This is a genomic window from Methylobacterium currus, assembly GCF_003058325.1.
GTDB lineage: Bacteria > Pseudomonadota > Alphaproteobacteria > Rhizobiales > Beijerinckiaceae > Methylobacterium > Methylobacterium currus.
The window spans coordinates 282,969-305,499 of the sequence record NZ_CP028843.1 but is presented as its reverse complement, the minus strand read 5'-3'; the positions used below and the strand labels follow the sequence as shown (position 1 = coordinate 305,499).

General features: G+C 70.8%; 18 protein-coding genes. 9 read left to right on the top strand and 9 right to left on the bottom strand.

Translation table 11 applies throughout. The annotated features are described in order from the left end of the window. Positions 1 to 122 precede the first annotated feature (122 nt). Positions 123 to 1,025: a transcriptional regulator GcvA gene (gene gcvA / locus DA075_RS01425; protein ID WP_099951691.1), complete on the bottom strand. Its 903-nt coding sequence runs from the start codon at positions 1,023 to 1,025 to the stop codon at positions 123 to 125. Between the two features lie 155 nt (positions 1,026 to 1,180). On the opposite strand from gcvA, the gene DA075_RS01420 reads away from it, so the two are divergent. Then, positions 1,181 to 2,008 (top strand): EamA family transporter, encoded by an 828-nt coding sequence (locus DA075_RS01420; protein WP_099951690.1) that lies wholly within the window; start codon positions 1,181 to 1,183, stop codon positions 2,006 to 2,008. Between the two features lie 4 nt (positions 2,009 to 2,012). Here the strand turns inward: DA075_RS01420 and DA075_RS01415 are convergent, their stop codons facing one another. After that, entirely contained in the window at positions 2,013 to 2,633 is a 621-nt protein-coding gene (locus DA075_RS01415; protein WP_099951689.1) for a pyridoxamine 5'-phosphate oxidase family protein, read from the bottom strand. 300 nt (positions 2,634 to 2,933) lie between these two features. Between DA075_RS01415 and repA the strand changes: the two genes are divergently transcribed. From repA to DA075_RS01380, 7 genes are all read left to right on the top strand, one after another. Next, positions 2,934 to 4,154 carry a plasmid partitioning protein RepA gene (repA, locus tag DA075_RS01410; RefSeq protein WP_099951688.1) on the top strand — a complete coding sequence of 407 codons (1,221 nt, stop codon included), beginning with the start codon at positions 2,934 to 2,936 and terminating at the stop codon, positions 4,152 to 4,154. After that, complete coding sequence (gene repB / locus DA075_RS01405; RefSeq protein ID WP_099951687.1) at positions 4,151 to 5,188, top strand: plasmid partitioning protein RepB; 1,038 nt, start codon at positions 4,151 to 4,153, stop codon at positions 5,186 to 5,188. The genes repA and repB overlap by 4 nt, the downstream gene beginning before the upstream one ends. A 194-nt stretch (positions 5,189 to 5,382) precedes the next feature. Beyond that, positions 5,383 to 6,522, top strand: a complete 1,140-nt coding sequence (locus DA075_RS01400; protein ID WP_099951686.1) for a replication protein RepA — start codon at positions 5,383 to 5,385, stop codon at positions 6,520 to 6,522. Positions 6,523 to 7,974: 1,452 nt separating this feature from the next. Then, positions 7,975 to 9,066, top strand: a complete 1,092-nt coding sequence (locus tag DA075_RS01395; RefSeq protein WP_099951685.1) for an IS5 family transposase — start codon at positions 7,975 to 7,977, stop codon at positions 9,064 to 9,066. A 594-nt stretch (positions 9,067 to 9,660) separates the two neighbouring features. Further along, a complete protein-coding gene (locus DA075_RS01390) occupies positions 9,661 to 10,401 on the top strand; it encodes an ImuA family protein (RefSeq protein ID WP_099951684.1) in 741 nt (246 codons plus the stop codon). After that, positions 10,319 to 11,836 (top strand): DUF6504 family protein, encoded by a 1,518-nt coding sequence (locus DA075_RS01385; protein WP_099951683.1) that lies wholly within the window; start codon positions 10,319 to 10,321, stop codon positions 11,834 to 11,836. Before DA075_RS01390 ends, DA075_RS01385 begins: the two co-directional genes overlap by 83 nt. Further along, the gene (locus DA075_RS01380; protein WP_099951682.1) at positions 11,836 to 15,057 is read left to right on the top strand and encodes an error-prone DNA polymerase; all 3,222 of its coding nucleotides are present in this window, start codon (positions 11,836 to 11,838) and stop codon (positions 15,055 to 15,057) included. Before DA075_RS01385 ends, DA075_RS01380 begins: the two co-directional genes overlap by 1 nt. A gap of 197 nt (positions 15,058 to 15,254) precedes the next feature. Here the strand turns inward: DA075_RS01380 and ssuD are convergent, their stop codons facing one another. From ssuD to msuE, 5 genes are read right to left on the bottom strand one after another with little or no spacing between them, the layout of a single operon-like run. After that, complete coding sequence (gene ssuD / locus DA075_RS01375) at positions 15,255 to 16,418, bottom strand: FMNH2-dependent alkanesulfonate monooxygenase (protein WP_099951681.1); 1,164 nt, start codon at positions 16,416 to 16,418, stop codon at positions 15,255 to 15,257. Between the two features lie 26 nt (positions 16,419 to 16,444). Continuing rightward, positions 16,445 to 17,269 (bottom strand): ATP-binding cassette domain-containing protein, encoded by an 825-nt coding sequence (locus DA075_RS01370; protein WP_099951680.1) that lies wholly within the window; start codon positions 17,267 to 17,269, stop codon positions 16,445 to 16,447. A gap of 47 nt (positions 17,270 to 17,316) precedes the next feature. Then, on the bottom strand, positions 17,317 to 18,102 hold the full coding sequence (ssuC, locus tag DA075_RS01365) for an aliphatic sulfonate ABC transporter permease SsuC (protein WP_099951679.1): 786 nt from the start codon (positions 18,100 to 18,102) through the stop codon (positions 17,317 to 17,319). A gap of 5 nt (positions 18,103 to 18,107) precedes the next feature. After that, positions 18,108 to 19,052: an aliphatic sulfonate ABC transporter substrate-binding protein gene (locus DA075_RS01360; RefSeq protein WP_099951678.1), complete on the bottom strand. Its 945-nt coding sequence runs from the start codon at positions 19,050 to 19,052 to the stop codon at positions 18,108 to 18,110. Continuing rightward, positions 19,049 to 19,630 carry an FMN reductase gene (msuE, locus tag DA075_RS01355; protein ID WP_099951677.1) on the bottom strand — a complete coding sequence of 194 codons (582 nt, stop codon included), beginning with the start codon at positions 19,628 to 19,630 and terminating at the stop codon, positions 19,049 to 19,051. The genes DA075_RS01360 and msuE overlap by 4 nt, the downstream gene beginning before the upstream one ends. Before the next feature lie 567 nt (positions 19,631 to 20,197). Here msuE and DA075_RS01350 point away from each other — a divergent pair. Next, complete coding sequence (locus tag DA075_RS01350; RefSeq protein WP_099951676.1) at positions 20,198 to 20,617, top strand: tellurite resistance TerB family protein; 420 nt, start codon at positions 20,198 to 20,200, stop codon at positions 20,615 to 20,617. A gap of 339 nt (positions 20,618 to 20,956) precedes the next feature. Here the strand turns inward: DA075_RS01350 and DA075_RS01345 are convergent, their stop codons facing one another. Together DA075_RS01345 and DA075_RS01340 are read right to left on the bottom strand one after the other, a co-directional pair. After that, positions 20,957 to 21,922 carry a D-2-hydroxyacid dehydrogenase gene (locus tag DA075_RS01345; protein ID WP_099951675.1) on the bottom strand — a complete coding sequence of 322 codons (966 nt, stop codon included), beginning with the start codon at positions 21,920 to 21,922 and terminating at the stop codon, positions 20,957 to 20,959. A 307-nt stretch (positions 21,923 to 22,229) separates the two neighbouring features. After that, a complete protein-coding gene (locus DA075_RS01340; RefSeq protein ID WP_099951674.1) occupies positions 22,230 to 22,499 on the bottom strand; it encodes a hypothetical protein in 270 nt (89 codons plus the stop codon). Between the last annotated feature and the right edge of the window lie 32 nt (positions 22,500 to 22,531).

The following is a 22,531-nucleotide window of genomic DNA, read 5'->3' as shown; positions in this document are numbered from 1 at the left end:
CCGCCCTGGCCACCGGGTTCCTGGAGCGCCATCCGATCGCGTTGCCTTCGGATGGTGCTCCAGGTGTTTGATTGTGCCGCATCTTCTGCGACGAACCGGTATCCGCTTCGTCGGACAATGCTCTAGCCCTGCGGCAACCGGCCCTCCCCGGCCCCCTCCCCTTCGATCCAGGCCAGGAAGGCGGCGACCGGCTCGGCCGATTCCCGCCCCTCCCGCACATAGGTGCAGTAGCTCCGGGCCGGGAGGCGCGGTCCTGCGAACGGCGTGACGAGGCGACCCTGAGCGAGGTCGTCGGCGATCAACGCCGTCGGGCCCATGGCGAGGCCGATGCCGTCGAGGGCGGCCTGGAGCGTGAGATAGAAATGGTCGAGGGTCAGCGCCGCCTCCGGCTCCAACCCGGCGACGCCGGACGCGGCCAGCCAGTCGTCCCAGAGCCGCGGCAGGCTCGCGCTGTGCAGCAGCGTGTGGTGGCGCAAATCCGCGGGCTCGCGCAACGGCACCCGGCCGAGCAGGCCGGGACTGCAGACCGGCAGCCGCTGCTCGGAGAGGAACACCCGCGCCGTCGTGCCGTAGAAGATATCGGGCCCGCCGCGGATGACCACGTCGCCCGGATCGGCCAGGGCCTCCAGGGGCTGGTTCGAGGTCTCGAGCCGGACACGGATGGCGGGATGCCGGTCCCGGAAGCGCGCGAGCCGCGGCACCAGCCAGCGCAGGGCGAAGGTCGACGGCGCATTGACCCGCAATACCGCGCCCGCCTCGTGACCGTAGAGCGCCGTCGCGGCGGCGATCCGGTCGAGGGCCGGGCCGATTTCCGCCAGATAGGCGCGGGCCGCCGGCGTGAGCATGACGCGCCGGTTGTGCCGCTCGAACAGGCTCGCCCGCAGCCAGTCCTCCAGCCCGCGCACCTGCTGGCTGACGGCGCCGTGCGTCACCCCGAGCTCCTCGGCGGCGGCCTTGAAGCTGCCGAGGCGGGCGGCAGCCTCAAAGGCGCGAAGGGCGTTCAGGGGAGGCAGCGCGCGCCGCATTCGGGTGAGTTTTCCTGCCCGGTTCTGCCTGAACAAATGGTTTGTCGGGCCCGCCCGCAAGAGCCACCCTCACGTGGACCGTCTTTCAACCGCGTGAAACCCGTGTTCGCTCTCATCCTCCTCCCGATCCGCCGGCGCGGCGCCGAGCCCGCCGCATGACGCCCCTCATCTTCGCCTCCGTGACCGGCGCCGCGATCCTGCATGCCGGCTGGAACGCCGTCCTGCGCGGCGGCAGCGACCGGCTGTGGTCGATGACCCTGATGATGATCGCGGTCAGCGCCGTCACCGGGCTCGCGGCGTGTGCCCTGCCCTGGCCGAACGCGGCGAGCTGGCCTTACGTGATCGCCTCCGCCCTGCTCCATACCGGCTACAACCTGTCGCTGGTGCGGACCTACCGCATCGGCGATCTCGGCCAGACCTATCCGATCTCCCGCGGCTCCTCGCCGGTCCTGGTCGCCTTGGGCGCGATGCTCTTCGCGCACGAGGCCATCACCCTCGTCTCGGCGCTCGGCATCGCGCTCGTCTCCGGCGGGATCGTCTCGCTGGCCTTGCAGGGCCGGACGGTCCGGGCCGAGGTGCTGCCCGCGGCGCTCACAACGGGCGTGCTGATCGGCGCCTATACGGTCGTCGACGGGATCGGGGTCCGGCTGTCGGGCGACAGCGTGGCCTATGCCAACGCGATGTTCCTGCTGTGGAGCCTGACGATGCCGCCGATCTTTCTGGCCCTACGCGGCAGGCCCCCGGCCTATACCCGGCGCGAGACCGCCCTGGCGCTCGCCGGCGGCGTGGTCTCGATCCTCGCCTACGGCATCGTCATCGGGGCGATGCAGTCCGGCGCGATGGGGGTGGTCTCGGCCCTGCGCGAGACCAGCGTGGTCTATGCCGCCCTGATCGGCCGGATCTTCCTGAGGGAGCGGCTGACGGCGCAGCGGGTCGCCTCCTGCCTGGCGATCGCGGCAGGCGCGGCCTGCCTCGCTGCCTGACCCGTCACCACATCGTCTGCTTCGCCCGCTCGGCCCAAGCGGCGTCGTAGGTCTCGCCGCCGACGCGACCCTCGCTCAAGCCGGCCAGGATCTGGCCGGGCGTCGGCATCGTCGTCGGATCGACCTGACTGTCGGCCCGCCACAGGCCGGAGCGGATCAGCGCTCGGGCGCATTGGAAATAGACCTCGCCCACACGGATCACCATCACGGTGCGCGGCGCCTTGCCTTCGACGGCGAAGGAGGTGCACAGCTCGGCATCGTCCTCGATCACCGCCCGCCCATTGATCCGGAGCGCGTTGCCGAGGCCGGGGATCAGGAACATCAGTCCGACCCGGGGATCGCGGACGACGTTGCGCAGGCTGTCGATCCGGTTGTTGCCGCGCCGATCGGGCAGGAGCAGCGTATGCGGATCGGCAACCCGCACGAAGCCCGGACGGTCGCCGCGGGGCGAGCAATCGAGCCCCTCCGGGCCACTGGTTGCCAGGGCGGCGAACGGCGCCGCCTCGATGAAGCGGCGGTAATGCGGTGTGATGTGGTCGGCGACCTTCACGGTCGAGGCTTCGCCGACGGCGCCGAACGCGCCGTAGACCCGTTCGAGGTCTGCTTCCGTCTTCAGGATCGCCATGACCTTCACCTCCTCTCGCCCGGTTCTCGGCTCTTAGGGGTTCGGGAGGCGCGCGAATATCGAGAAGATTGCACTCTCGCGTGCGTATCGCTCACGCATGGACGGCTCGCCGCATCCTCTTCGGTTGCCAGCTGGCAACTGCCGGGCGAGGGTGAAATCCTGCTCGGGGCCGGTCTCAGGTTGCCAGCTGGCAACCAGCTGCCCATGGTTAATGGCCCTTAACCAAAAAAAGTTTGCACCGTGACAGCCACGCTGGCATCGTTTTACGGAATATCCTCGCGATGCGCTCAGGAACCGTAAATGCCCGATCAGCCGCAGGAGCAGGCGAGAGCCGCAGCCTCCGACCGTCCCACGATCACCCGGATCATCGCCGATGACGGCGGCGCCCTGTCGAGCGAGTTGAACGCGCTCCGGCGCACGCTCTTCCCGCCGGCCTCGCACAAGCTCCTGCGCTCGTTCTCCTCGGGCGAGGCGGCGAAGCTGATCGGGGTGGCGGACGGTTACCTGCGCCAGCTCTCGCTCGCCAGCAAGGGCCCGCAGCCGGAGATCGGCCCCGGCGGCCGGCGGTCCTACACGCTCGGCCAGATCAACGAGCTGCGCCAGCTCCTCGACGACGGCCCGAAGGCGAAGGGCTACGTGCCGCACCGCTCCGGCGATGAGCATTGCCAGGTGCTCGCCGTCGTCAACTTCAAGGGCGGGTCGGGCAAGACCACCACGGCGGCCCATCTCGCCCAGTACCTCGCCCTGCGCGGCTACCGCGTGCTCGCCGTCGACCTCGATCCGCAGGCCTCGCTGACCGCGCTCCACGGCTACCAGCCGGAATTCGACGTCGGCCCCAACCAGACCCTCTACGCCGCGATCCGTCACGACGACGAGCAGCGGCCTCTCGCCGAGGTGGTGCGCAAGACCTACTTCCCGGGCCTCGACCTCGTGCCCGGCAATCTCGAGTTGATGGAGTTCGAGCACGACACCCCGCGGGTGCTGGCCGACCGGAATGCCGAGCCGTTCTTCGGCCGCATCGCCACGGCCCTGGGGAGCGTCGCCGACGATTACGACGTGATGATCCTCGATTGTCCGCCGCAACTCGGCTTCCTGACGCTCGGCGCGCTCTGCGCCGCCACCGCGATGCTGGTGACGGTGCACCCGCAGATGCTCGACGTGATGTCGATGTGCCAGTTCCTGCTCATGGCCTCCGACCTGCTCGGCGTGGTGCAGGAGGCCGGCGCCGACCTCGATTACGACTTCCTGCGCTACGTCGTGACCCGCTACGAGCCCTCGGACGCGCCGCAGACCCAGATGGTCGGCTTCATGCGCTCGCTGTTCCGCGAGCGCGTGCTGACCCACCTGATGCTGAAATCGACCGCCATCTCGGATGCCGGCCTGTCGAAGCAGACCCTCTACGAGATTGGTCGCGAGAGCTTCACCCGCGCCACCTACGACCGGGCGATCGAGGCCCTCGACGGGGTCAACGGCGAGATCGAAGGCCTGATGCACCGCGCCTGGGGACGCGTTCCGGCATGAAGCGCAAGGACGCCCTCCGCGCCGCCCTCGGCGCCCGTTCCGCCGACCGTGAGACGCCGCCCGAGTTGCCAGCTGGCAACCCGGCCGAGCCGGTGGAAACGCCCCCTGAGGCGCCGCGCCCCCTGGTGCGGTCCGGCGCCGTCGGCGCCATGGGCCGCAGCCTCGGGCGCATCGCCAGTGCGGCGGCGGAAGCTCGCGCCATGGTCGCCTCGGGCGACAGGGTGGTCGAGCTCGATCCGGCCCTGGTCGACAGCTCCTTCGTGCAGGACCGCCTCACCGGCGATCCGCAGGAGCACGCCGCCTTCGTCGCGCTGATCCGCGAGCGCGGCCAGCAGGTGCCGATCCTGGTGCGGCCGCATCCGAGCGCGGAGGGCCGCTACCAGGTGGCCTATGGCCATCGCCGGTTACGGGCGGCCCTGGAGCTCGGCCGCCCGGTGCGGGCGGTGGTCAAGGCGCTCTCGGACGAGGATCTCGTCGTCGCGCAGGGCCAGGAGAATTCGGCCCGGGCCGATCTCAGCTACATCGAGCGGGCTCTGTTCGCGATCGCGCTCGAAGACCGCGGCTTCGACCGCGCCACCATCATGGCGGCGCTCGCGGTCGAGAAGACCCAGCTTTCGCGCCTGATCGGCATCGGCCGGGCGGTGCCGGCCGCAATCGTGGCGGCGGTCGGCCCGGCGCCGAAGGCCGGGCGGCCGCGCTGGACGGCGCTCGTCGAGGCGCTGGCGCGGGACGGGGCAGGGGAGGCGGTGACCCGCATCCTGGCCGCACCGGATTTTCCGGATCTGCCCTCCGACGACCGCTTCGCCCGGCTGCTCTCCGGCCTCACCGCACCGGTGCCGCGGCCGGCCCCGACGCCGGCTTTCTGGACCAATCTCGGCGGCCGGCCGGTGGTTCGGATCGAGCGTGGCCGTCAGGGCACCCAGCTCACCGTCGACGACACCCTCGAGCCGGACTTCGCCGCCTACCTGATCCAGAGTCTTCCACAGCTCTACGCCGCGTTCAGCGAGTCGAAGACCCGCGACGAGACCGATTAAGGTTCGGCTCACGCCCAAGCCGGCGGGACGAAGACTCGCCGGTTAAGCACAGAGATTCACAGGAATCTGTCACTCTGCTTCGAGAATCGGCCAGACTCGACTCTGCCGATTCGGGTTTTGCGCGTTAGGACTCCACCAGACAACAGTCACGACGCGTGCCCGAAAGGCTCGCGTCCCCGTGCGGAGCCCTCTTGGTGGAGACGACGACCCCGCCGCAATCCGCCCTCGAGCCGGTCGAGGGCGTGCGCGATGCCGACCTGATCGAGATCGTCGAGAAGGCGCGCGGCAGCGTCGCCTACAAGGCGACGCTCGCCTTCGTGCGCGCCAGCCAGGCCAAGCGCGACGCCGAATCGGAAGCGCGCGACAAGCTGGTGGTGCTGAAGGCCGAGGCCGCGGCCGAGCGTGCCCGGCTGCCCCGCAACGCCCGCCGCCGCGACATGGTGCGCGAGGTGATCGAGAACGAGCCCGCGGCGCCGGAGAACATCCAGCACATCCACTCGGTGCTGGCGCTCTGCGGCCTGCCGTATCGCGAGCCGAAGGGCGTTACCAACGTCTCGCGGGAATACGGCCGCAACACCCTCGCCATCAATGCCGGCCGGCTCATCAACCCGACCACCGGCGAGATGGAGATGCAGGGGCTGCCCTACGGCCCCAAGGCGCGCCTTCTCCTGCTGCATCTCTGCACCGAGGCGGTGCGCCAGCGCAGCCCCAAGGTCGAGGTGGCGCAGAGCATGTCGGGCTTCATCCGCGACATGGGCTTCCCGGTCACCGGCGGCGAGCGCGGCACGCTCAAGCAGTTCAAGGAGCAGCTCAACCGGCTCGCCGCCTGCTCGATGCAGATCGGCCTGTGGGACGGCACCCGTGCCTCGACCCTCAACGTGCCGCCGTTCCGGCAGATGGATGTGTGGCTGCCGCTGCACAACCATCCGGATCAGGGCCTGCTCTGGTCTTCCACCATCACGTTCCACCGCGAGTTCTACGACAACCTGATCCAGCACGCGCTGCCGGTCGACATCCGCGCCGCCCGCGCCTTCGCCGGCTCGGCGCGCAAGCTCGACCTGCTGTTCTGGGTCGGCTACCGGCTCTCGCGCCTGGAGCGGCCGCTCCGCCTGACCTGGGACAACCTCTACAAGCAGTTCGGCAGCGAGAACGGCTCGATCCGCTCGTTCCGGCAGGAATTCCGCAAGGACGTCGCCCATCTCACCGAGGTGTTTCCCCGCCTGCGCCTGACCCTCGACGACGGAGGGATGCAGCTGTTGCCCTCCGATCCGAAGGACCTTCTGGTGCCCCCGAAGGCAGCTCTGGCGAATAAGCGAGCCCGGGCAAGGGCTTGATTCCGCCGACTTCCCTACGCGGGGAGGGGGTGTGTCGGGCGGGGCACGGCGTGGACCCGCGGGTCCACGGGCTTGGCCGCGACCTGTTATAGGATTGTTTTCTTAATATCGGCTGTGCTATGCAGTCGGGAGCGGTGTGTGCATCCGGCGGTGGCGCGCGCGCTATGGCAAGAGATAACACTTCGGATACTGGGTTTTACGTCAGGTTTCTTCCATATCATCTTATGATTTCGAAACATGACCATGTAAAACATCAAACCAGGTGACCATGAGGCGACGCGGGACCTCCTCTGCGGTTTGGCAGCACGTATCCCGCGATTTTTCTTGGCAATTCATAGTTTTTTGTGAGAATACTATTGATTGATATGTTTTATAGTGTTGTTTCAAATAATCAATCGGATGTTTATTACACTTATCAGAACTTAAATCCTCCGAGGTCGATCTTGTCCATCTCACCCGCATGCCTTCCCCACGCTGAGTTGCCTACGCTCCGGGACTGCCAGAACCGGCCTCGGCCACGCTGAGTCGCCTACGCGCCCACGCACCCGCACGGCCCCCCGAATCCAGCGCCTTGCTTTTGAGATTCGGCGGTTTTTCCGATCCCGCGGCCGCGCAGACCTGCCTATGGGACGTGACCGGTCTCACGCCGAATTGCCTACGCTTCTCCCCGACCGGGCAATCCGCCGGTAACCCTCCGGCCGATGGAAGCCGCGACTCGCAGCCAAGTATTGCCGAGCTGCCGCAGCACCGCGAGAGTCGAGCAAGAGTCCCGTATCGGGACGGCGAATCATCATCCCGCGTACAGGCGAGTCGGTCCCCCCGCTTCAAGCCTCGCCTCGACTCTTCCACGGGGAAACGAGTCCGGCTGTGCTGGGCTTTGTCGGATGAGGACTCGGGACCCGGGAGTCTCCGAGTCGCGGATCGGCACCCAAGACTCGGGACGGAGCAAGGCGGGCATCGAGCCGCTCGCCTCAGGCCGGAGGGCGCCAGGCGCCCCTCAGGCGGATCCCCCGCAGGGGGCCAAACTCGGCGATCGCGCTCTGGGAACCCCTAACTCCCGATCCCCAAAAGCCTTTTTATGAGAGATTCAGAATCTAGATTCCGAGTCTGAATCCGTAGAGCTATATGGGTATTATATGGGGGCGCGAATTTCCGAACAGCCGCAAGGGGTTAGGCCCCGTTCGCGTAGGCAGGTCTGCGCGTCCGCGTAGGCAACTCGGCGCAGGTCCGTAGGCAGGTCTGCGCGGAATCGCCGGCTTGGCGAAGGCGACTCGGCGTGGCCCCGTAGGTTACTCAGCGCAGGCCCCCGATTAACAGCTTGGAAAGCTGTGTGAATCGCGGATGGCCCGGCGTAGGCCACTCAGCGCACCCCGCTAGCAGGCTGCTGAAAAAGGGCTTCGCCTGTCGGCAGAAGCGTGATTCACTCTTCTGGGATCATCGGGAGAGTTTTCAGTGCGTGGTCAGGATCTCCGAAGCAGCTCGCTGTTCTCCTACGTGGATCTCGAGCGCCGCATTCGGCCTGACCATCCCCTGAGAACGATCCGAACTTTGGTCGACGAGGCGCTCACGACGCTCGACGGGCAGTTCTCGGAGATCTACTCGCAGATTGGCCGCCCCTCGATCCCACCCGAGCAACTCCTGCGCGCCATGCTGCTCCAGGCATTCTACTCCGTGCGCTCCGAGCGACAGTTGATGGAGCGCCTCGACTTCGACCTGCTGTTCCGCTGGTTCGTCGGCCTCGGCATCGACGATCCCGTCTGGGATGCCTCCACCTTCTCCAAGAACCGCGATCGGCTGCTGGGCGGCAGCGTGGCCGCCGCCTTCCTGAGCGCCGTGCTGGCGATCCCGCGCGTCAAGCGGCTGCTGTCGCAGGATCATTTCACCGTCGATGGCACCTTGATCCAGGCTTGGGCCTCGATGAAGAGCCTCAAGCCCAAGGACATTGCGCCCTCCGACCCGCCTGATCCCCCGGCAGGCGGGCGCAATCCCGACGTCGACTTTCGCGGCAAGAGCCTGTCCAACGACACTCATCAGAGCAGCACTGACCCCCAGGCGCGGCTCTACCGCAAGGGTCAGGGCAAGGAAGCCAAGCTCTGCTTCATGGGTCATGCGCTCATGGAGAACCGCAATGGGCTGATCGTCGATGGCTGCGTGACCCAGGCGACGGGGCAGGCCGAGCGCGTCGCGGCCCTGGCGATGATCGAGAAACGGGCCAACCGTCCCACCCGCGTCACCCTGGGCGCCGACAAAGGTTACGACGCCGCGGACTTCGTGAACGAACTGCGCGCCATGGCGGTGACGCCGCACGTGGCCTGCAACACGGCGGGACGCCGCTCCGCCATCGACGGACGCACCACACGCCAGCCCGGCTATGCGATCAGCCAGACGATCCGCAAGCGGATCGAGGAAAGCTTCGGCTGGAGCAAGGAGATCGGCCTGATCGGCCGCATCCGGGTCCGCGGGCGGGAGCGGATCGACATGGCCTTCACCTTCACAGCCGCAGCCTTCAACCTCGTGCGGCTGCCAAAACTCCTCGGAGCGTAAGCGACCGCCTGACGACAGAACGGTGCCGCCTCTTGCTCAACGCAGCCGAACCCTGCCCCAGCGCAGCGGTTGAGCCCGGCACGACGAGCCACCGCAACGCCGGTGCAAGGCGAAAACCAGCAAACCAAACGGCGCCAAGCCAGGCATCAAAGCGACAAGCCCCTTTTTCAGCAGCCTGCTAGGCGTCGCGCCACCCCTCGGACGGCGCCGGATTCGCGCCTCCGGACGCTGCGCCGACACCCGTCGCGGCGGGATTGCCGGAATCTCCGCCAGGAGGCCCGTGGAGGCCCGTCGCGCCTCGGGACAGTTGTACGGCACCTGCCGGCCCCGAATCCAGCTCAGCGGCGCTCCTGGCGGCTTGAGGGGCGTTGTCCAACGGCTGTGCCCGTCCGCAGGTCTCGCCGCGCCCTCGGGCGATCTCCTTGCACCATCGGGCTTTCCGGGCGGCGCCGGGGCAGCTGTCCCCGCTGCCGTCAACAGGAGCCCGGTTTCGGCAGGCTCTGACGGCGCCTCCGTCCACAGCCCCGATTGACACTCCCATGAAACCGAACAAAACAAGAACGAGTTGGTGTTTCGGTCGGTGATGGGCATGAGATGCGGCAGGCCGAGCGAGAGCGGCAGCTCGCGGCGTTGCGCGAGCGGATCGGTGGGCTGGCGCCCGAGGGGGCGGGCCGGCCGGTCCTGCCGTTCGGCGTGGCAGACCTGGACGCGCATCTGCCGGGCGGGGGCCTGCGCCTCGGCGCGGTGCACGAGGTTCTGGCGGCCGGACCCGTGGACGGGGAGGGGGCGCTCGCAGCGCTGTTTGCCGCCGCGATCCTCGCCCGGCTGCCCGGCCCGGTCCTGTGGTGCCTGGCGAGCCGCGACCTGTTCGCCCCCGGCCTCGCCGCGGTCGGCCTCCATCCCGACCGGGTGCTCTACGCCGAGACGCGGCGCGAGGCCGAGGTTCTGCCCACCATGGAGGAGGGGTTGCGCCATCGCGGCCTCGCGGCGGTGGTCGGCGAGGTCGCCCGGCTCGGGCTCACCCCGTCGCGCCGGCTCCAGCTCGCCGCCGAGGGCAGCGGCGGCCTCGCCCTGGTGATCCGCCGCTGGGGCGCCGCCGTCCCGGAGCCGAACGCCGCCGCGACCCGCTGGAGCGTCGTCGCGGCGCCGTCCCCCGCTCTTCCCGTACCGGGCCTGTCGCGGGCCCGCTGGACCGTGGCGCTCGTCCGCGCCCGGGGCGCCGAGCCCCGCACCTGGCTCCTCGAGGCTCCCGATGCGAAGGGTCATCTGCGTGTTCCTGCCGACCTGGCCGACCGACCGCTGGCGGCGCCGGAGCGGCGGGCCGCCGCCGGATGAGCCGCTGGTCGCGGCGGCGCAGGAGGGTCCGCGCCGGGTGCTCTCGGCCGTCGATTCCGCCGCCCGCCGCCTCGGCTTGCGCCCCGGCCTCGCCCTCGCGCAGGCGCAGGCGCTATGCCCGGGCCTCACGGTGATCGAGGCCGATCCGGAGGGCGATGCAGCAGGGCTCGCCCGCCTCGCGGCCTGGTGCCTGTCCTACGCCCCCCTCGTCGCCCCCGACCCGCCGGACGGGATCTGGATCGATGTCGCGGGCGCGGCCCACCTGCAAGGCGGCGAGGCGGCCCTGCTCGGCCAGTTGCGCCGCCGCCTCGGCCGGGCGGGCATCCGGGTCCGGGTCGCCGTGGCCGACACGCCCGGCGCCGCCTGGGCGGCGACCCGCTGCCTGCACCCCGAGACGGTGCTGCCGCCCGGCGGGCAGCGGGACGCGCTCCCCGACCTGCCGCTCCGGGCCCTGCGCCTCGACCCCGCCACCGTCGCGGCCCTCGCCCAGCTCGGCCTCACCCGGGTCGGCCATCTCCTGGACCAGCCCCGCGGCCCCTTGCGCCTGCGCTTCGGGGAGGAACCCACCCGTCGCCTCGACCAGGCGCTGGACCACGCCCCCGAACCGCTCGCCTATCTGGCGCCGCCGGTGGAGCACGCGGTGCGGCTCGCCTTCCCGGAGCCGATCGGGGCGCCCGAGACGCTGGCCCGGGTGAGCGGGCGGCTCGCCGCGATGCTGGCGGAGGGGCTGACCCGGCACGGGCTCGGCGCGCGCCGGCTCGACCTGGTCTTCCGCCGCGTCGACGGGCTCGACCAGTCGGTCAGCGTCGGCACCGCCCGGCCGAGCCGCGACCCGCGCCACCTCGCCCGCCTGCTCGCCGAGCGTCTGCCGCAGATCGATCCCGGCCACGGCCTCGACGAAGCGCGGCTCTCCGCGCCCCGGGTCGAGCGCCTGGAGGCGCGCCAGCTCGCCGCCCCCGGCGAGGAGCCGGATCCGGACGCGATGGCCGAGCTGATCGACCGGCTGGTGCTGCGGCTCGGGCCGGGCCGGGTGTTTCGCAAGGCTCCGGTGGAGAGCGAGTGGCCCGAGCGGGCGGTGCGCCGGGTCGCCCCCTTGAGCCCCGCCACCGGCGTGACCTGGCCCGCCGACCTGCCGCGGCCCGGCCGCCTGCTCCCCGTGCCGGAGCCGGTGGCGGTGCTGGCCGCGCTCCCCGATGCACCGCCCTCCGCCTTCACCTGGCGCGGCACCCGCCGCCGGGTGGCGCGGGCCGACGGGCCGGAGCGCATCTTCGGCGAATGGTGGCTCGCCGACGACGAGGTCGCGGCGACCCGCGACTATTACCGGGTCGAGGACGAGACCGGCGCCCGCTACTGGCTGTTTCGCGATGCCCTGACGAAGGACGGCGCCCGCTGGTGGCTGCACGGCTTAGGGGAAGCGGGCTTGGGAGAGGCGTGATGAGCGTCGAACTCCAGGTCACCACCCATTACTCGTTCCTGCGCGGCGCCTCCTCGCCCGAGGAACTGTTCGCCACTGCCGCGCTCCTCGGCATCCGGGCGCTCGCCGTCACCGACCGCAATACCCTCGCCGGGATGGTGCGGGCCCATACCGCGGCGCGCACCACCGGCTGCCGCCTGATCGTCGGCTGCCGGCTCGACCTCGCCGAGGGCTGGAGCCTGCTGGTCTATCCCACCGACCGAGCGGCCTATGGGCGGCTCTGCCGCCTCCTCACGATCGGCCGCTCGCGGGAGCGGGCGCCCCGCGGCGGTTGCCACCTGACAACCGCGGATGTCGCCGAGTGGAGCCGGGGCCTCGTGGCGGTGCTGCCGGCCGACCGGCCGGACGACGTGCTCCTTGAGCGCCTGCGCACCTTGAAGGCGATCTTCGGCAAGGACCTCTCCTGCGGCCTGTCGCGGCGCTTCGGCGTCAACGACCACCTGCGCCTGGACGGTCTCGCGAGCCTCGCCAGGGCTGCCCGGGTGCCGCCGGTCGTCCTCGGCGACGTGCTCTACCACGTGCCCGAGCGGCGGATGATGCAGGACGTCGTCACCTGCATCCGCCTGAAGACCACCATCGCGGCGGCGGGCTTCGCCCGCGAGCGCCATGCCGGGCGCCACCTGCACGAGCCTGACGAGACCGCGCGCCTGTTCGCCCGCCACCCCGAGGCGCTGGCCCGCGCCGCTTCGATCGCCGAATCCTGCCGCTTCTCGCTCGACGAGCTGACCTACACCTATCCGGACGAGGCCGGAGAGGATGGCCGCCCGGCGCAGGTGCGCCTCGCGGCGATGACCTGGGAGGGCGCGGCCCGACGCTACCCGGCCGGGGTGCCGGAGGCGGTGCGCAAGCAACTCGGCGACGAGCTCGACCTCGTCGCCAAGAAGGCCTACGCGCCGTACTTCCTCACCGTCGAGGCGATCGTCCGCTACGCCCGCAGCCAGGGCATCCTGTGCCAGGGCCGCGGCTCGGCGGCGAACTCGGCGATCTGCTGGTGCCTCGGCATCACCGCCATCGACCCGGTGGAGCAGGGGCTGCTCTTCGCCCGCTTCATCAACGAGACCCGCGACGAGCCGCCGGACATCGACGTCGATTTCGAGCACGAGCGCCGGGAGGAGGTGATCCAGTGGATCTACGCCACCTATGGCCGCGAGCGGGCGGCGCTCACCGCCACGGTGATCCGCTACGGTGCCCGCGGCGCGGTGCGGGAGGTCGGCAAGGTGCTGGGCGTGCCGGAGGATGTCACCGGGGCGCTCGCCCGGCTGGTCTGGGGCTGGTCGCGCGAGGGCGTCGGCGAGCGGGAGGCGAAGGCGCTCGGCCTCGACCTCTCCGAGCGCAGCTTGCGGCTCACCCTGGAGATCGCCCGGGCGCTGATCGGCACGCCGCGCCATTTCGGCCAGCATCCCGGCGGCTTCGTCCTCACCCTCGAGCGGCTCGACCTCCTCTGCCCGGTGGTCCCGGCCCGGATGGAGAACCGCCAGATCATCGAGTGGGACAAGGACGACATCGAAGCCTTACGCTTCATGAAGGTCGACGTGCTCGGCCTCGGCATGCTCGGCTGCCTGCGCCGGGCCTTCGCGCTCCTCGCCGAGCACAGGCCCGAGACGAACCCGCCGCGGGAGATCGCCGACATCCCGCCGGGCGACGAGCCGACCTACGCGATGATCCGGAGCGCCGACACGATCGGGGTCTTCCAGATCGAGAGCCGGGCGCAGATGGCGATGCTGCCGCGGATTCAGCCGAGAAATCTCTACGATCTCACGATCGAGGTCGCGATCGTGCGGCCGGGCCCGATCCAGGGCGACATGGTCCATCCCTATCTGCGCCGGCGCAACAGGCGGGAGCCCGTCACCTACCCGACCAAGGAACTGGAGAGCGTGCTCGGGCGCACTCTCGGCGTGCCGCTGTTCCAGGAGCAGGCGATGCAGGTCGCGATCGTCGCCGCCGGCTTCACCGCCGCCGAGGCCGACGGCCTGCGCCGCGCCATGGGCACCTTCAAGGGCGACGGCACGATCAACCTCTACGAGGACAAGCTCGTCCGCGGCATGATCAGCAACGGCTACGACCCGGACTTCGCCGCCCGCACCTACCGCCAGCTCGAAGGGTTCGGTTCCTACGGCTTCCCGGAGAGCCATGCCGCCTCCTTCGCCCTCATCGCCTACGCCTCGTCCTGGCTGAAATGCCGGCACCCCGATGTCTTCGCTTGCGCGCTCCTCAATGCCCAGCCGATGGGCTTCTACGCCCCGGCCCAGATCGTGCGCGATGCCCGCGCCCATGGCGTCGAGGTGCGGCCGATCAGCGTGAACGCCTCGCGCTGGGACTGCACCCTGGAGCCGGCGGGAGACGGACGGCTCGCGGTGCGCTTGGGCCTGAGACTGGTGCGCGGCCTGCCCAACACCGACGGCGCCCGCATCGCCACGGTGCGGGAGGCGGACCTGTTCCGCTCGGTCGAGGATCTGTGGCGCCGGGCCGGGCTCTCGCTGAAAGGTTTGCGCAGCCTGGCGGGCGCCGACGCCTTCGCGTGCCTCGGCCTGGGGCGGCGCGAGGCCCTGTGGGCGATCCGTGGCCTCGCGCCCGCGCCGCTGCCGCTCTTCGCGGCGGCCGACCGGCGCGAGGCGGTGCCGTCCCCCGAACTCGCCGAGCCCCCGGTGCGCCTCGCACCCCTCGGGGAGGGGGCCGCCGTGGTGGCGGATTACCGGGCTTCGGGCCTCAGCCTCGGCCGCCACCCGCTCGCCTTTCTGCGCGCGACGCTGTCGCGCGACGGCGTCTCGACCTGCGCCACCTTGCGCCGCCTGCGCGACGGCGCCCGGGTGACGGTGGCGGGGCTGGTGCTGGTGCGCCAGAAGCCGGGCTCGGCCAAGGGCGTGATGTTCATCACCCTGGAGGACGAGACCGAGGTCGCCAACCTGGTGATCTGGCCTTCCCTGTTCACCCGCCAGCGCAGCCTGATCCTCCAGGCCGGCCTGATGGCCGCCCGCGGCCGGGTGCAGCGCGAGGGCGAGGTGATCCACCTCGTCGCCGAGCACCTGATCGACCGTTCGGACCTCTTGGGCCGGGTGGCGGAGGACGGGCCGGCGGAGCCGCTCGCGGTCGATGGCGGGCGGGGGGACGAGGCGCGGCGCGGGGGGGCGGATCCGAGGGGCGCGGCGCGGCCGTTGCGGGTCGGGAGCCGGGATTTCCGATGATGTGGGGGGCTCTGCCTGGTCACGGATATTCGCGCTACACGACCGGCCTGCCCTTACGCGGATCACACATGGCCACGCTCACGATCCGCAATCTCGATAGCCAGGTCGAAGAGTGGCTGAGGTCGCGGGTGAGATGAATGGCTGAACCGCGTCGAGCGGGCTCTGTTTGTCCTCGCTCCACAGCCCGAACGCCCCTTTCAATGCGCCGCCACCCCCCGTGCCGGCACGATGTCGTTGGCGATCACCTCGCCGAACGGGCCGTCGTTGCGCGCCCCCGTCGCCGCCGTCCCGGTGGTGCTGCGCAAGGGCAGCTTCGGGAAGACCAGCTCGGCGAAGCGGTAGGCCTCCTCCAGATGCGGGTAGCCGGAGAGGATGAAGCGGTCGATGCCGAGGTCGATGTATTCCTTCATCCGGTCGGCGACCTGGTCGGGGGAGCCGACGAGGGCGGTGCCGGCGCCACCGCGCACCAGGCCGACGCCGGCCCAGAGGTTCGGCGAGACCACGAGCTTGTCGCGCCGGCCGCCGTGAAGCTGCATCATCCGGCTCTGGCCGACGGAATCCTGGCGCGCCAGGGTCGCCTGCGCCTTGGCGATGGTGGCGTCGTCGAGGCGCGAGATCAGCGACTCGGCCGCCTCCCAGGCCGCGGATTCGGTCTCGCGCACGATGACGTGCAGGCGGATGCCGTAGGAGAAGGTTTTTCCGCGCTTCTCCGCCGCCGCGCGGGCCCGGGCGATCTTATCCGCCACGTCGGCCGGGGGCTCGCCCCAGGTCAGGTAGACGTCGCAATGCTCGGCCGCGACCTCGATGCCGGCCGGCGAGGAGCCGCCGAAATAGAGCGGCGGGTAGGGCCGCTGCACCGGCGGGAAGATCAGCCGCCCGTCCTCCAGCCGCAGGTGCTCGCCCGCATAGGTCACGGTCTCGCCGGAAAGGAGCCCGCGCCAGACCCGCAGGAACTCGTCGGTCACCGCGTAGCGCTCGTCATGGGCGAGGAAGACGCCGTCGCCGCGCAGTTCGACGGGGTCGCCGCCCGTGACCACGTTGATCAGGAGCCGCCCGTCCGAGATCCGGTCGAGGGTCGCGGCCATGCGGGCGGCGGTGGCGGGCAATTGCAGGCCCGGCCGCACCGCCACCAGGAAGCGCAGGCGCTTCGTCAGCGGCGCGAGCGCCGAGGCGACGACCCAGGAATCCTCGCAGGAGCGCCCGGTCGGCAGCAGCACGCCGAAATAGCCGAGCTCGTCGGCGGCCTGGGCGATCTGGCGCAGGTAGGGCAGGGTGACGGCCCGGGCCCCTTCCTGCGCGCCGAGATAGCGGCCGTCGCCGTGGGTGGGCAGGAACCAGAGGACGTCGGTCTGGCCGATCATTGGAAGTCTCCCAGGGGAGGGCGCGCTCAGGCGCGCCCGTCGAGCAGGTGATCGAGGATGCGGCCTTCCAGGGCCGCCAGCTCCGGGTCGCCGCGCCGGCGCGGGCGGGGCACCGGCACCGCCAGGTCGAGGGCGATGCGGCCGGCCTCGACCACCAGGATGCGGTCGGCGAGCGCCACCGCCTCGGCGACGTCGTGGGTGACGAGGAGCGCCGTGAAGCCTTGCCCGCGCCAGATCCGCTCGATCATCGCCTGCATGTCGATGCGGGTCAGCGCGTCGAGGGCGCCGAGGGGCTCGTCGAGGGCGAGGAGACCCGGGCGGCTGACGAGGGCGCGGGCGAGCGCCACCCGCTGGCGCTGGCCGCCCGAGAGGGTCGAGGGCCATTGCCCCGCCTTGTCGGCGAGGCCGACCTCCTGGAGCGCCGCGGCCGCGCGCTCCCGCCGCTCCGCCACCGACCCCTCGCGCAGGCCCACCGCGACGTTGTCGAGGACCCGCGCCCAGGGCAGGAGCCGCGGCTCCTGGAACATGATCCGGCGCGGGGCGTCCCCGCCCTCGACCGCGACGCGCCCGGCGCTCGGGGTCTCGAGGCCGAGGATCAGCCGCAGCAGGGTGGACTTGCCGCAGCCCGAGCGCCCGATCACGGCGACGAACTGGCCGGCCGGGATATGCAGGTCGAGCCCGTCGATGACGGGCTTCCCGTCATCGAAGGCCTTGGACAGGCCGCGCAGGGTGAGACCGAGGCCGGCCGTGGTCCGGTCGCGGGCGATCTCGCGGTCGATGACCTCGCGGCGCAGGCGGGCGGGGGAGGCGGGCGCGACGCTCTCGAACCGGCGCAGGGTGCTGGCGAACATGGAGGAAGATCCTGGGGGGAAAAAATCCTGGAAGCGGGGAGCGGGGATCAGGCCGAGCGGTAGGCCGGGTTCCAGGCGAGGCAGGCCCGCTCCAGCTGGCGCGTCAGCAGGTCGGCGACCTTGCCGAGGAGCGCGTAGATCAGGATCGCCAGCACCACGACGTCGACCAGCATGAACTCGCGGGCCTGCATCGCCATGTAGCCGAGCCCCGAGGACGCCGAGATCGTCTCGGCGACGATCAGCGTCAGCCACATGATGCCGAGCGCGTAGCGCAGGCCCACGAAGACCGAGGGCAGGGCGCCGGGCAGCACCACGCGAGAAAACAGCTCAGGTCCCGACATGCCGTAGATCCGGCCCATCTCGACCAGCTGCGGATCCACCGAGCGGATGCCGTGCAGGGTGTTGGCGTAGATCGGGAAGAACACCCCGAGCGCCACCAGGAACAGCTTGGCCTCCTCGCCGATGCCGAACCACAGGATCACCAGCGGGATCAGCGACAGGTGCGGGATGTTGCGGATCATCTGCACGGTGGTGTCGGTGAGCCGGTCCGACAGGCGCGACAACCCGTTGGCGAGGCCGAGGATAAAGCCGATGCCGCCGCCGATGAGGAAGCCGCTCGCCGCCCGCAGGAAGCTGACGCCGAGATTCGTCCAGAGCTCGCCGGTCTCGGCGAGGCGCCAGCCGGCCGCCGCCACGTCGAGGGGGGCGGGCATCAGCCGGGTCGAGACCAGCCCGGCCGAGCCGGCGGCCTGCCAGCCGACGAGGATCACCGCCGGCAGGAGCCAGGGGGCGAAGCGCCGCGCCGCGGCGGCGGGGGAGGGGAGGGTGGGCATGGATGTCAGCCGTTCTGGGGGACGGGCGCGCGGAGCGCGTCGCCGATCCGGATCGGGTGCGGGATCAGCGAGAGGGCATGGAAGCGGTCGGCGACCCGCTGCTGCTCGGCCACCACGCTCGGGGTCATCGGGCCGATGACGTAGTCGGTGCGGTCCACCGCCCGGCGGGTCGCGGCCAGCGGCACGCCGGTCCCCTTGGAGAGGAGCGCCGCCACCTCGCCGCGATTGGCCTCGCACCAGCGCGCCACACCGGATAGCGCATCCAGGGCCGCGTCCAGCACCGGGCCGCGTTCCGCCGCGACGGTCTTGTGGGCGAGAAAGAAGTTGTTGGGCTTCGCGATGTCGGTGGCCAGCGACAGCACCCGGGTGCTCGGCTGCATCTCCGCGATGGCGAAGTACGGGTCCCAGATCGTCCAGGCATCGACGCTGCCGCGGGCGAAGGCGGCAGCCGCGTCGGCCGGCGCCAGGGTCACCGGCTCGATGTCGCGGTAGGTGAGCCCCGCCTTCTCCAGGGCCGCGATGGTGAGGTTGTGCGCGCTCGACGCCTTGGCGAAGGCGACGCGCTTGGCCCTAAGATCCGCGAGGCTGCGGATGGGAGACTCCTTCTGCACCAGGACCGCGGCGCCCGAGCCCGCGGCTTCCTGCGCGGCCACGTAGACCAGAGGAGACCCGGCGGCCTGCGCGAAGATCGGCGGGGCGTCGCCGGTCTGGCCGAGATCGATGGCGCCGAGGCTGATCGCCTCGAGGAGCGGCGGGCCGAACGAGAACTCGACCCAGGTGACGCCGACGCCGAGGGCCTTGAGCCGGGCCTCGATCACGCCCTGCTGCTTGGCGACGACCAGGATGCCGTTCTTCTGATAGCCGATGCGCAGGGTGTCGCCGGCAGCCGCACGGGCCGGCAGGGCGGCGCCCGCGAGAGCCGCCGCGAGGAGAGAGCGACGGTCGATCACCGGGCGCCTCCGGCGACGCGGGCCAGCGGCGCCGCCGCAGCCGCCCGGGCGCCGGCCAGGGCGGCGAGCTGCCCGCCGGCCTCGGCCACCCGCTGGCGGATCGCCGCGGAATCGAGGCCGCCATCGCGGAAGTCGGGGTCCGAGGCGTAGACGGCCGTCGGCACCGTCAGCGCGGTGAAGAAGCCGAAGAGCGGGCGCAAGGCGTGCTCGACCACGAGGGCGTGGCGCGGGCCCCCGCCGGTGGCGGCGAGCGCCACCGGCTTGCCGGCCAGCGCCTCCGGCGCCACGAGGTCGAACAGGTGCTTGAACAGCCCCGTATAGGCGCCCTTGTAGACGGGGGTGCCGACCACGAGGGCATCCGCCTCCTCGACCGCCTCGACGAGGCGGCGGGCCGGCAGGGAGAGCTGGTCGCGGGTGAGGGCACCGCCGAGGCCGGGACCGGCATCGACGAGGTCGAAGATCCGCACCTCGACCGGCAGCCGCATGGCGGCCTCGGCGGCGATCGCCTCGACCAGGGTGCGGGTCTTCGAGGGCCGCTGGATGTTCGCGGAGAAGCCGACGAGGCGCGGTCGCGTCATGGAGGTCGATCCGGTGGTCAGGGGCGGGGGGGACGGACGGGCCGTCGCGGCCCCGTGCTCGATGCCCTCAACGATGCGGCCCAGACTGAGATCAGTCAATGAAATGAGATTTTAAATGCACGTATAGCGGGAGTTGATCCTGCTACCAGGGCAACGGAAGAGAGAAAAAGAGACTCGGACGACGATCTGGAATGAGAAAGATCGGAGCATCTCGTCGGATATGCTGGGTTCGCCGGTGCCGTCGCGGTTCGGGCACGGCGATCGGCGGGCGGCCTTTGCCGCCAGGCGGCTCGGCCTTGCCCGGCCGGCATCGATCGCCGGACCACCTCCACGCCGCATTTTCAAGCCTCGATCAGGGATTAAACCCGGTCACCGAACGTACTTCATGATGACCGGCCGCTATATGGGAGTTTGAGACGGCAAACGGAATACCGGTCAAACGAAAAATACTTATCATCAACCCGCTCTCCGATGATCGACACCGCCGCATCGTTGCGGTAATCGACCGCCTGCGCTGATGGACCGAGTCAGCACATTGACAGAGCACCTTGCCAGGGGCCCCCGACGATGTTCAACATGTTCAAGTCGCAGACCTCGCTCGACCTCACGCCGCGGACCTGCCTCGCGGTCTCGCTGATCTACTGCATGAGCGCCGACGGCGAGATCGACCCGGAGGAGATCGGCCACCTGATGTCGGTGCTCGGCCGCAACGCGACGCGCCAGAGCCTCGACGCCGCCGTCCGCTACGCCCGCAGCACCCCACCGGCCCAGTTCCTGGCCGATGCCGCGCCGCGCCTGCGCCCGGACCAGAAGCTCTGCATTCTCCTCAACATGATCGACAGCGCCATGGCCGACGGCGAGGCCGAGGCGGGCGAGCAGCGCCTGATCATGCAGTTCGCGCAGGCCTTCGGCCTGTCGGAGAACGACCTGACCCCGTACTTCAAGGCCCTGGTGGCGAAGAACGACCGGGCGGTGCTGGATCGGTGAGGCGGGGCCGGGCGTGAGCTGAGGCGCCCGCTTCCGGGACAGGCGCAGGGTCCACCTCTCCCCGCGGGCGGGGAGGCCGGGGGATCGTCGATCCCACCCCTCGTTCGGAGGGTTCGGCAGGCCCGCAGCGAACCGCCGGTTCGCCGCGAGGGCGAGGGCTATGTCCGGGGGAGTCTCACGCGTCGAGACCCCCACCCTCGCTCCGGCTGCGCCTCCGCTTGCCGCTTGCACGACAAGGTGCAAGCGGCTCTCTCCCCGCCCGCGGAGAGAGGCGGACGCGCACGAACCGTCGCGTGAGAACAAACCCGCGGAGATGAGATCCGCATCGGAACCCGTCCCTCACACCACCGGGTTCGCCAGCTCCTCCCCCCGCCGCAGCCGCTCCAGATTCTCAAGCAGCAGGTCGATCACCCGGCCCTCGTAGTGGCCGGTCTCGCCGGCACTGTGCGGCGTGACGATCACGTTCGGCATGCGCCAGAACGGCGCCTCCGGCGGCAGCGGCTCGTCGTGAAAACAATCGAGGCCGGCGCCGGCGATCCGGCCCTCGGCGAGCGCCTGCGCCAGGGCGTCCTGGTCGACCACGCGGCCACGGGCGACGTTGACGAGGAGCGCCCCCGGCTTCATCGCCGCGAGCGCCGCCGCGTCGATCAGGCTCTCGGTCTCCGGGGTCAGCGGGCAGGCGAGCGCCACGATGTCGGCCTGCCCCAGAGCCTCGTGCAGCCGGTCGGGGGCGAGCACCGCCTCGACCGGATCGCCGGCCTGGAGCGGGCGGCGGCGCAGGCCGATCACCCGCATGTCGAAGGCCTGGGCCAGCCGGGCGATGCGGGTGCCGATGCGCCCAAGGCCGATCACCAGCAGCGTCCGGCCGCCGAGCTCCTGCTCGCGCTTCGCCGGATCGGCGATCATCGGCCGCCAGGTCGCGGCGGCCTGGTTGCGCAGGGCCTCCGGCAGGCGGCGGGTGAGGCCGAGCATCAGCGCGAGGGCGTGCTCGGCCACGGCGCGCTCGTTGCCGCCCTGCGCGCTGGCGAGCCGGATGCCGCGCGCGCGAAGAGCGTCCTTCGGGAACTGGTCGGTGCCGGCGCTGACCGACTGGATGAAGCGCAGGCGCGGCGCCCGCTCCAGCAGGGAATGGCGCCAGAGCCCCGAGACCACCAGCACCTCGGCCTGCGCCACCGCGTCTTCCAGCCCCTTCAGGCTGCGCACCTCGACGAAAGGCTGAGGCGCGCCCTTCGCCGCATAGGCCTCGCCGAGGCGATAGGCGGCATGGGCGAGGACGATGGGGCCGGACAGGGCGGATGCGGTCATCGGCGGGCGGCTCGGGGGCTTGTGGAAGCGGGGCCGCGGGAGTTCACACCGGTGGAGGGTGCAAGGCAAGCCGGAATGTGGATCCCGCCAATCCTTCCCGATTGTAAAGGCCGTTTCCGACAAGTCGCGGGATCCCCTCTCCCACACGGGAGAGGAGAGAGGCGTTTTACTCGTGACTGCTAGAGAATCGGCTGTCGCCCGCAAGTAAAAAGCCCGCCCCCGCGGGAGGCGGGGACGGGCTTTACCGGCTCGCGAGAGCGGAAGGTCCCGAACGGGGCAGACGGGACCTCCGGGCTCGATTACTCGGTTAGCGGCCGTAGCCGTAGGGCGCGACCGGCGCGTAGCCCGGGGGCACCTCGCGGACCAGCACGCCGCGCTCGTCGCGCGGATAGACGAGGACGGAGCCGGTGCTGTCGACCGACGGAGCGCCGCCCGGGGCGCCGTAGGCACGCTCGATGCCGCCGAGCGGGCCGCCGGCCTGCGAGCCGGAGCGGTTGTAGGGCGAGCCGCCCTGGGCGAAGGCGGGGGCAGCGGCGGCGGTCAGCAGGGCGGCGGCGAGGGCGAGACGGGTCTTCATCACAGTACCTATCGGTTGAGGGGGGACCGGCG

Coding starts and splice junctions, on each gene's coding strand:
- gcvA (WP_099951691.1), bottom strand. CDS start 1,025: ATGCGGCGCGCGCTGCCTCCCCTGAACGCCCTTCGCGCCTTTGAGGCT.
- DA075_RS01420 (WP_099951690.1), top strand. CDS start 1,181: ATGACGCCCCTCATCTTCGCCTCCGTGACCGGCGCCGCGATCCTGCAT.
- DA075_RS01415 (WP_099951689.1), bottom strand. CDS start 2,633: ATGGCGATCCTGAAGACGGAAGCAGACCTCGAACGGGTCTACGGCGCG.
- repA (WP_099951688.1), top strand. CDS start 2,934: ATGCCCGATCAGCCGCAGGAGCAGGCGAGAGCCGCAGCCTCCGACCGT.
- repB (WP_099951687.1), top strand. CDS start 4,151: ATGAAGCGCAAGGACGCCCTCCGCGCCGCCCTCGGCGCCCGTTCCGCC.
- DA075_RS01390 (WP_099951684.1), top strand. CDS start 9,661: ATGCGGCAGGCCGAGCGAGAGCGGCAGCTCGCGGCGTTGCGCGAGCGG.
- DA075_RS01385 (WP_099951683.1), top strand. CDS start 10,319: ATGCGAAGGGTCATCTGCGTGTTCCTGCCGACCTGGCCGACCGACCGC.
- DA075_RS01380 (WP_099951682.1), top strand. CDS start 11,836: ATGAGCGTCGAACTCCAGGTCACCACCCATTACTCGTTCCTGCGCGGC.
- ssuD (WP_099951681.1), bottom strand. CDS start 16,418: ATGATCGGCCAGACCGACGTCCTCTGGTTCCTGCCCACCCACGGCGAC.
- DA075_RS01370 (WP_099951680.1), bottom strand. CDS start 17,269: ATGTTCGCCAGCACCCTGCGCCGGTTCGAGAGCGTCGCGCCCGCCTCC.
- ssuC (WP_099951679.1), bottom strand. CDS start 18,102: ATGCCCACCCTCCCCTCCCCCGCCGCCGCGGCGCGGCGCTTCGCCCCC.
- msuE (WP_099951677.1), bottom strand. CDS start 19,630: ATGACGCGACCGCGCCTCGTCGGCTTCTCCGCGAACATCCAGCGGCCC.
- DA075_RS01350 (WP_099951676.1), top strand. CDS start 20,198: ATGTTCAACATGTTCAAGTCGCAGACCTCGCTCGACCTCACGCCGCGG.
- DA075_RS01345 (WP_099951675.1), bottom strand. CDS start 21,922: ATGACCGCATCCGCCCTGTCCGGCCCCATCGTCCTCGCCCATGCCGCC.
- DA075_RS01340 (WP_099951674.1), bottom strand. CDS start 22,499: ATGAAGACCCGTCTCGCCCTCGCCGCCGCCCTGCTGACCGCCGCCGCT.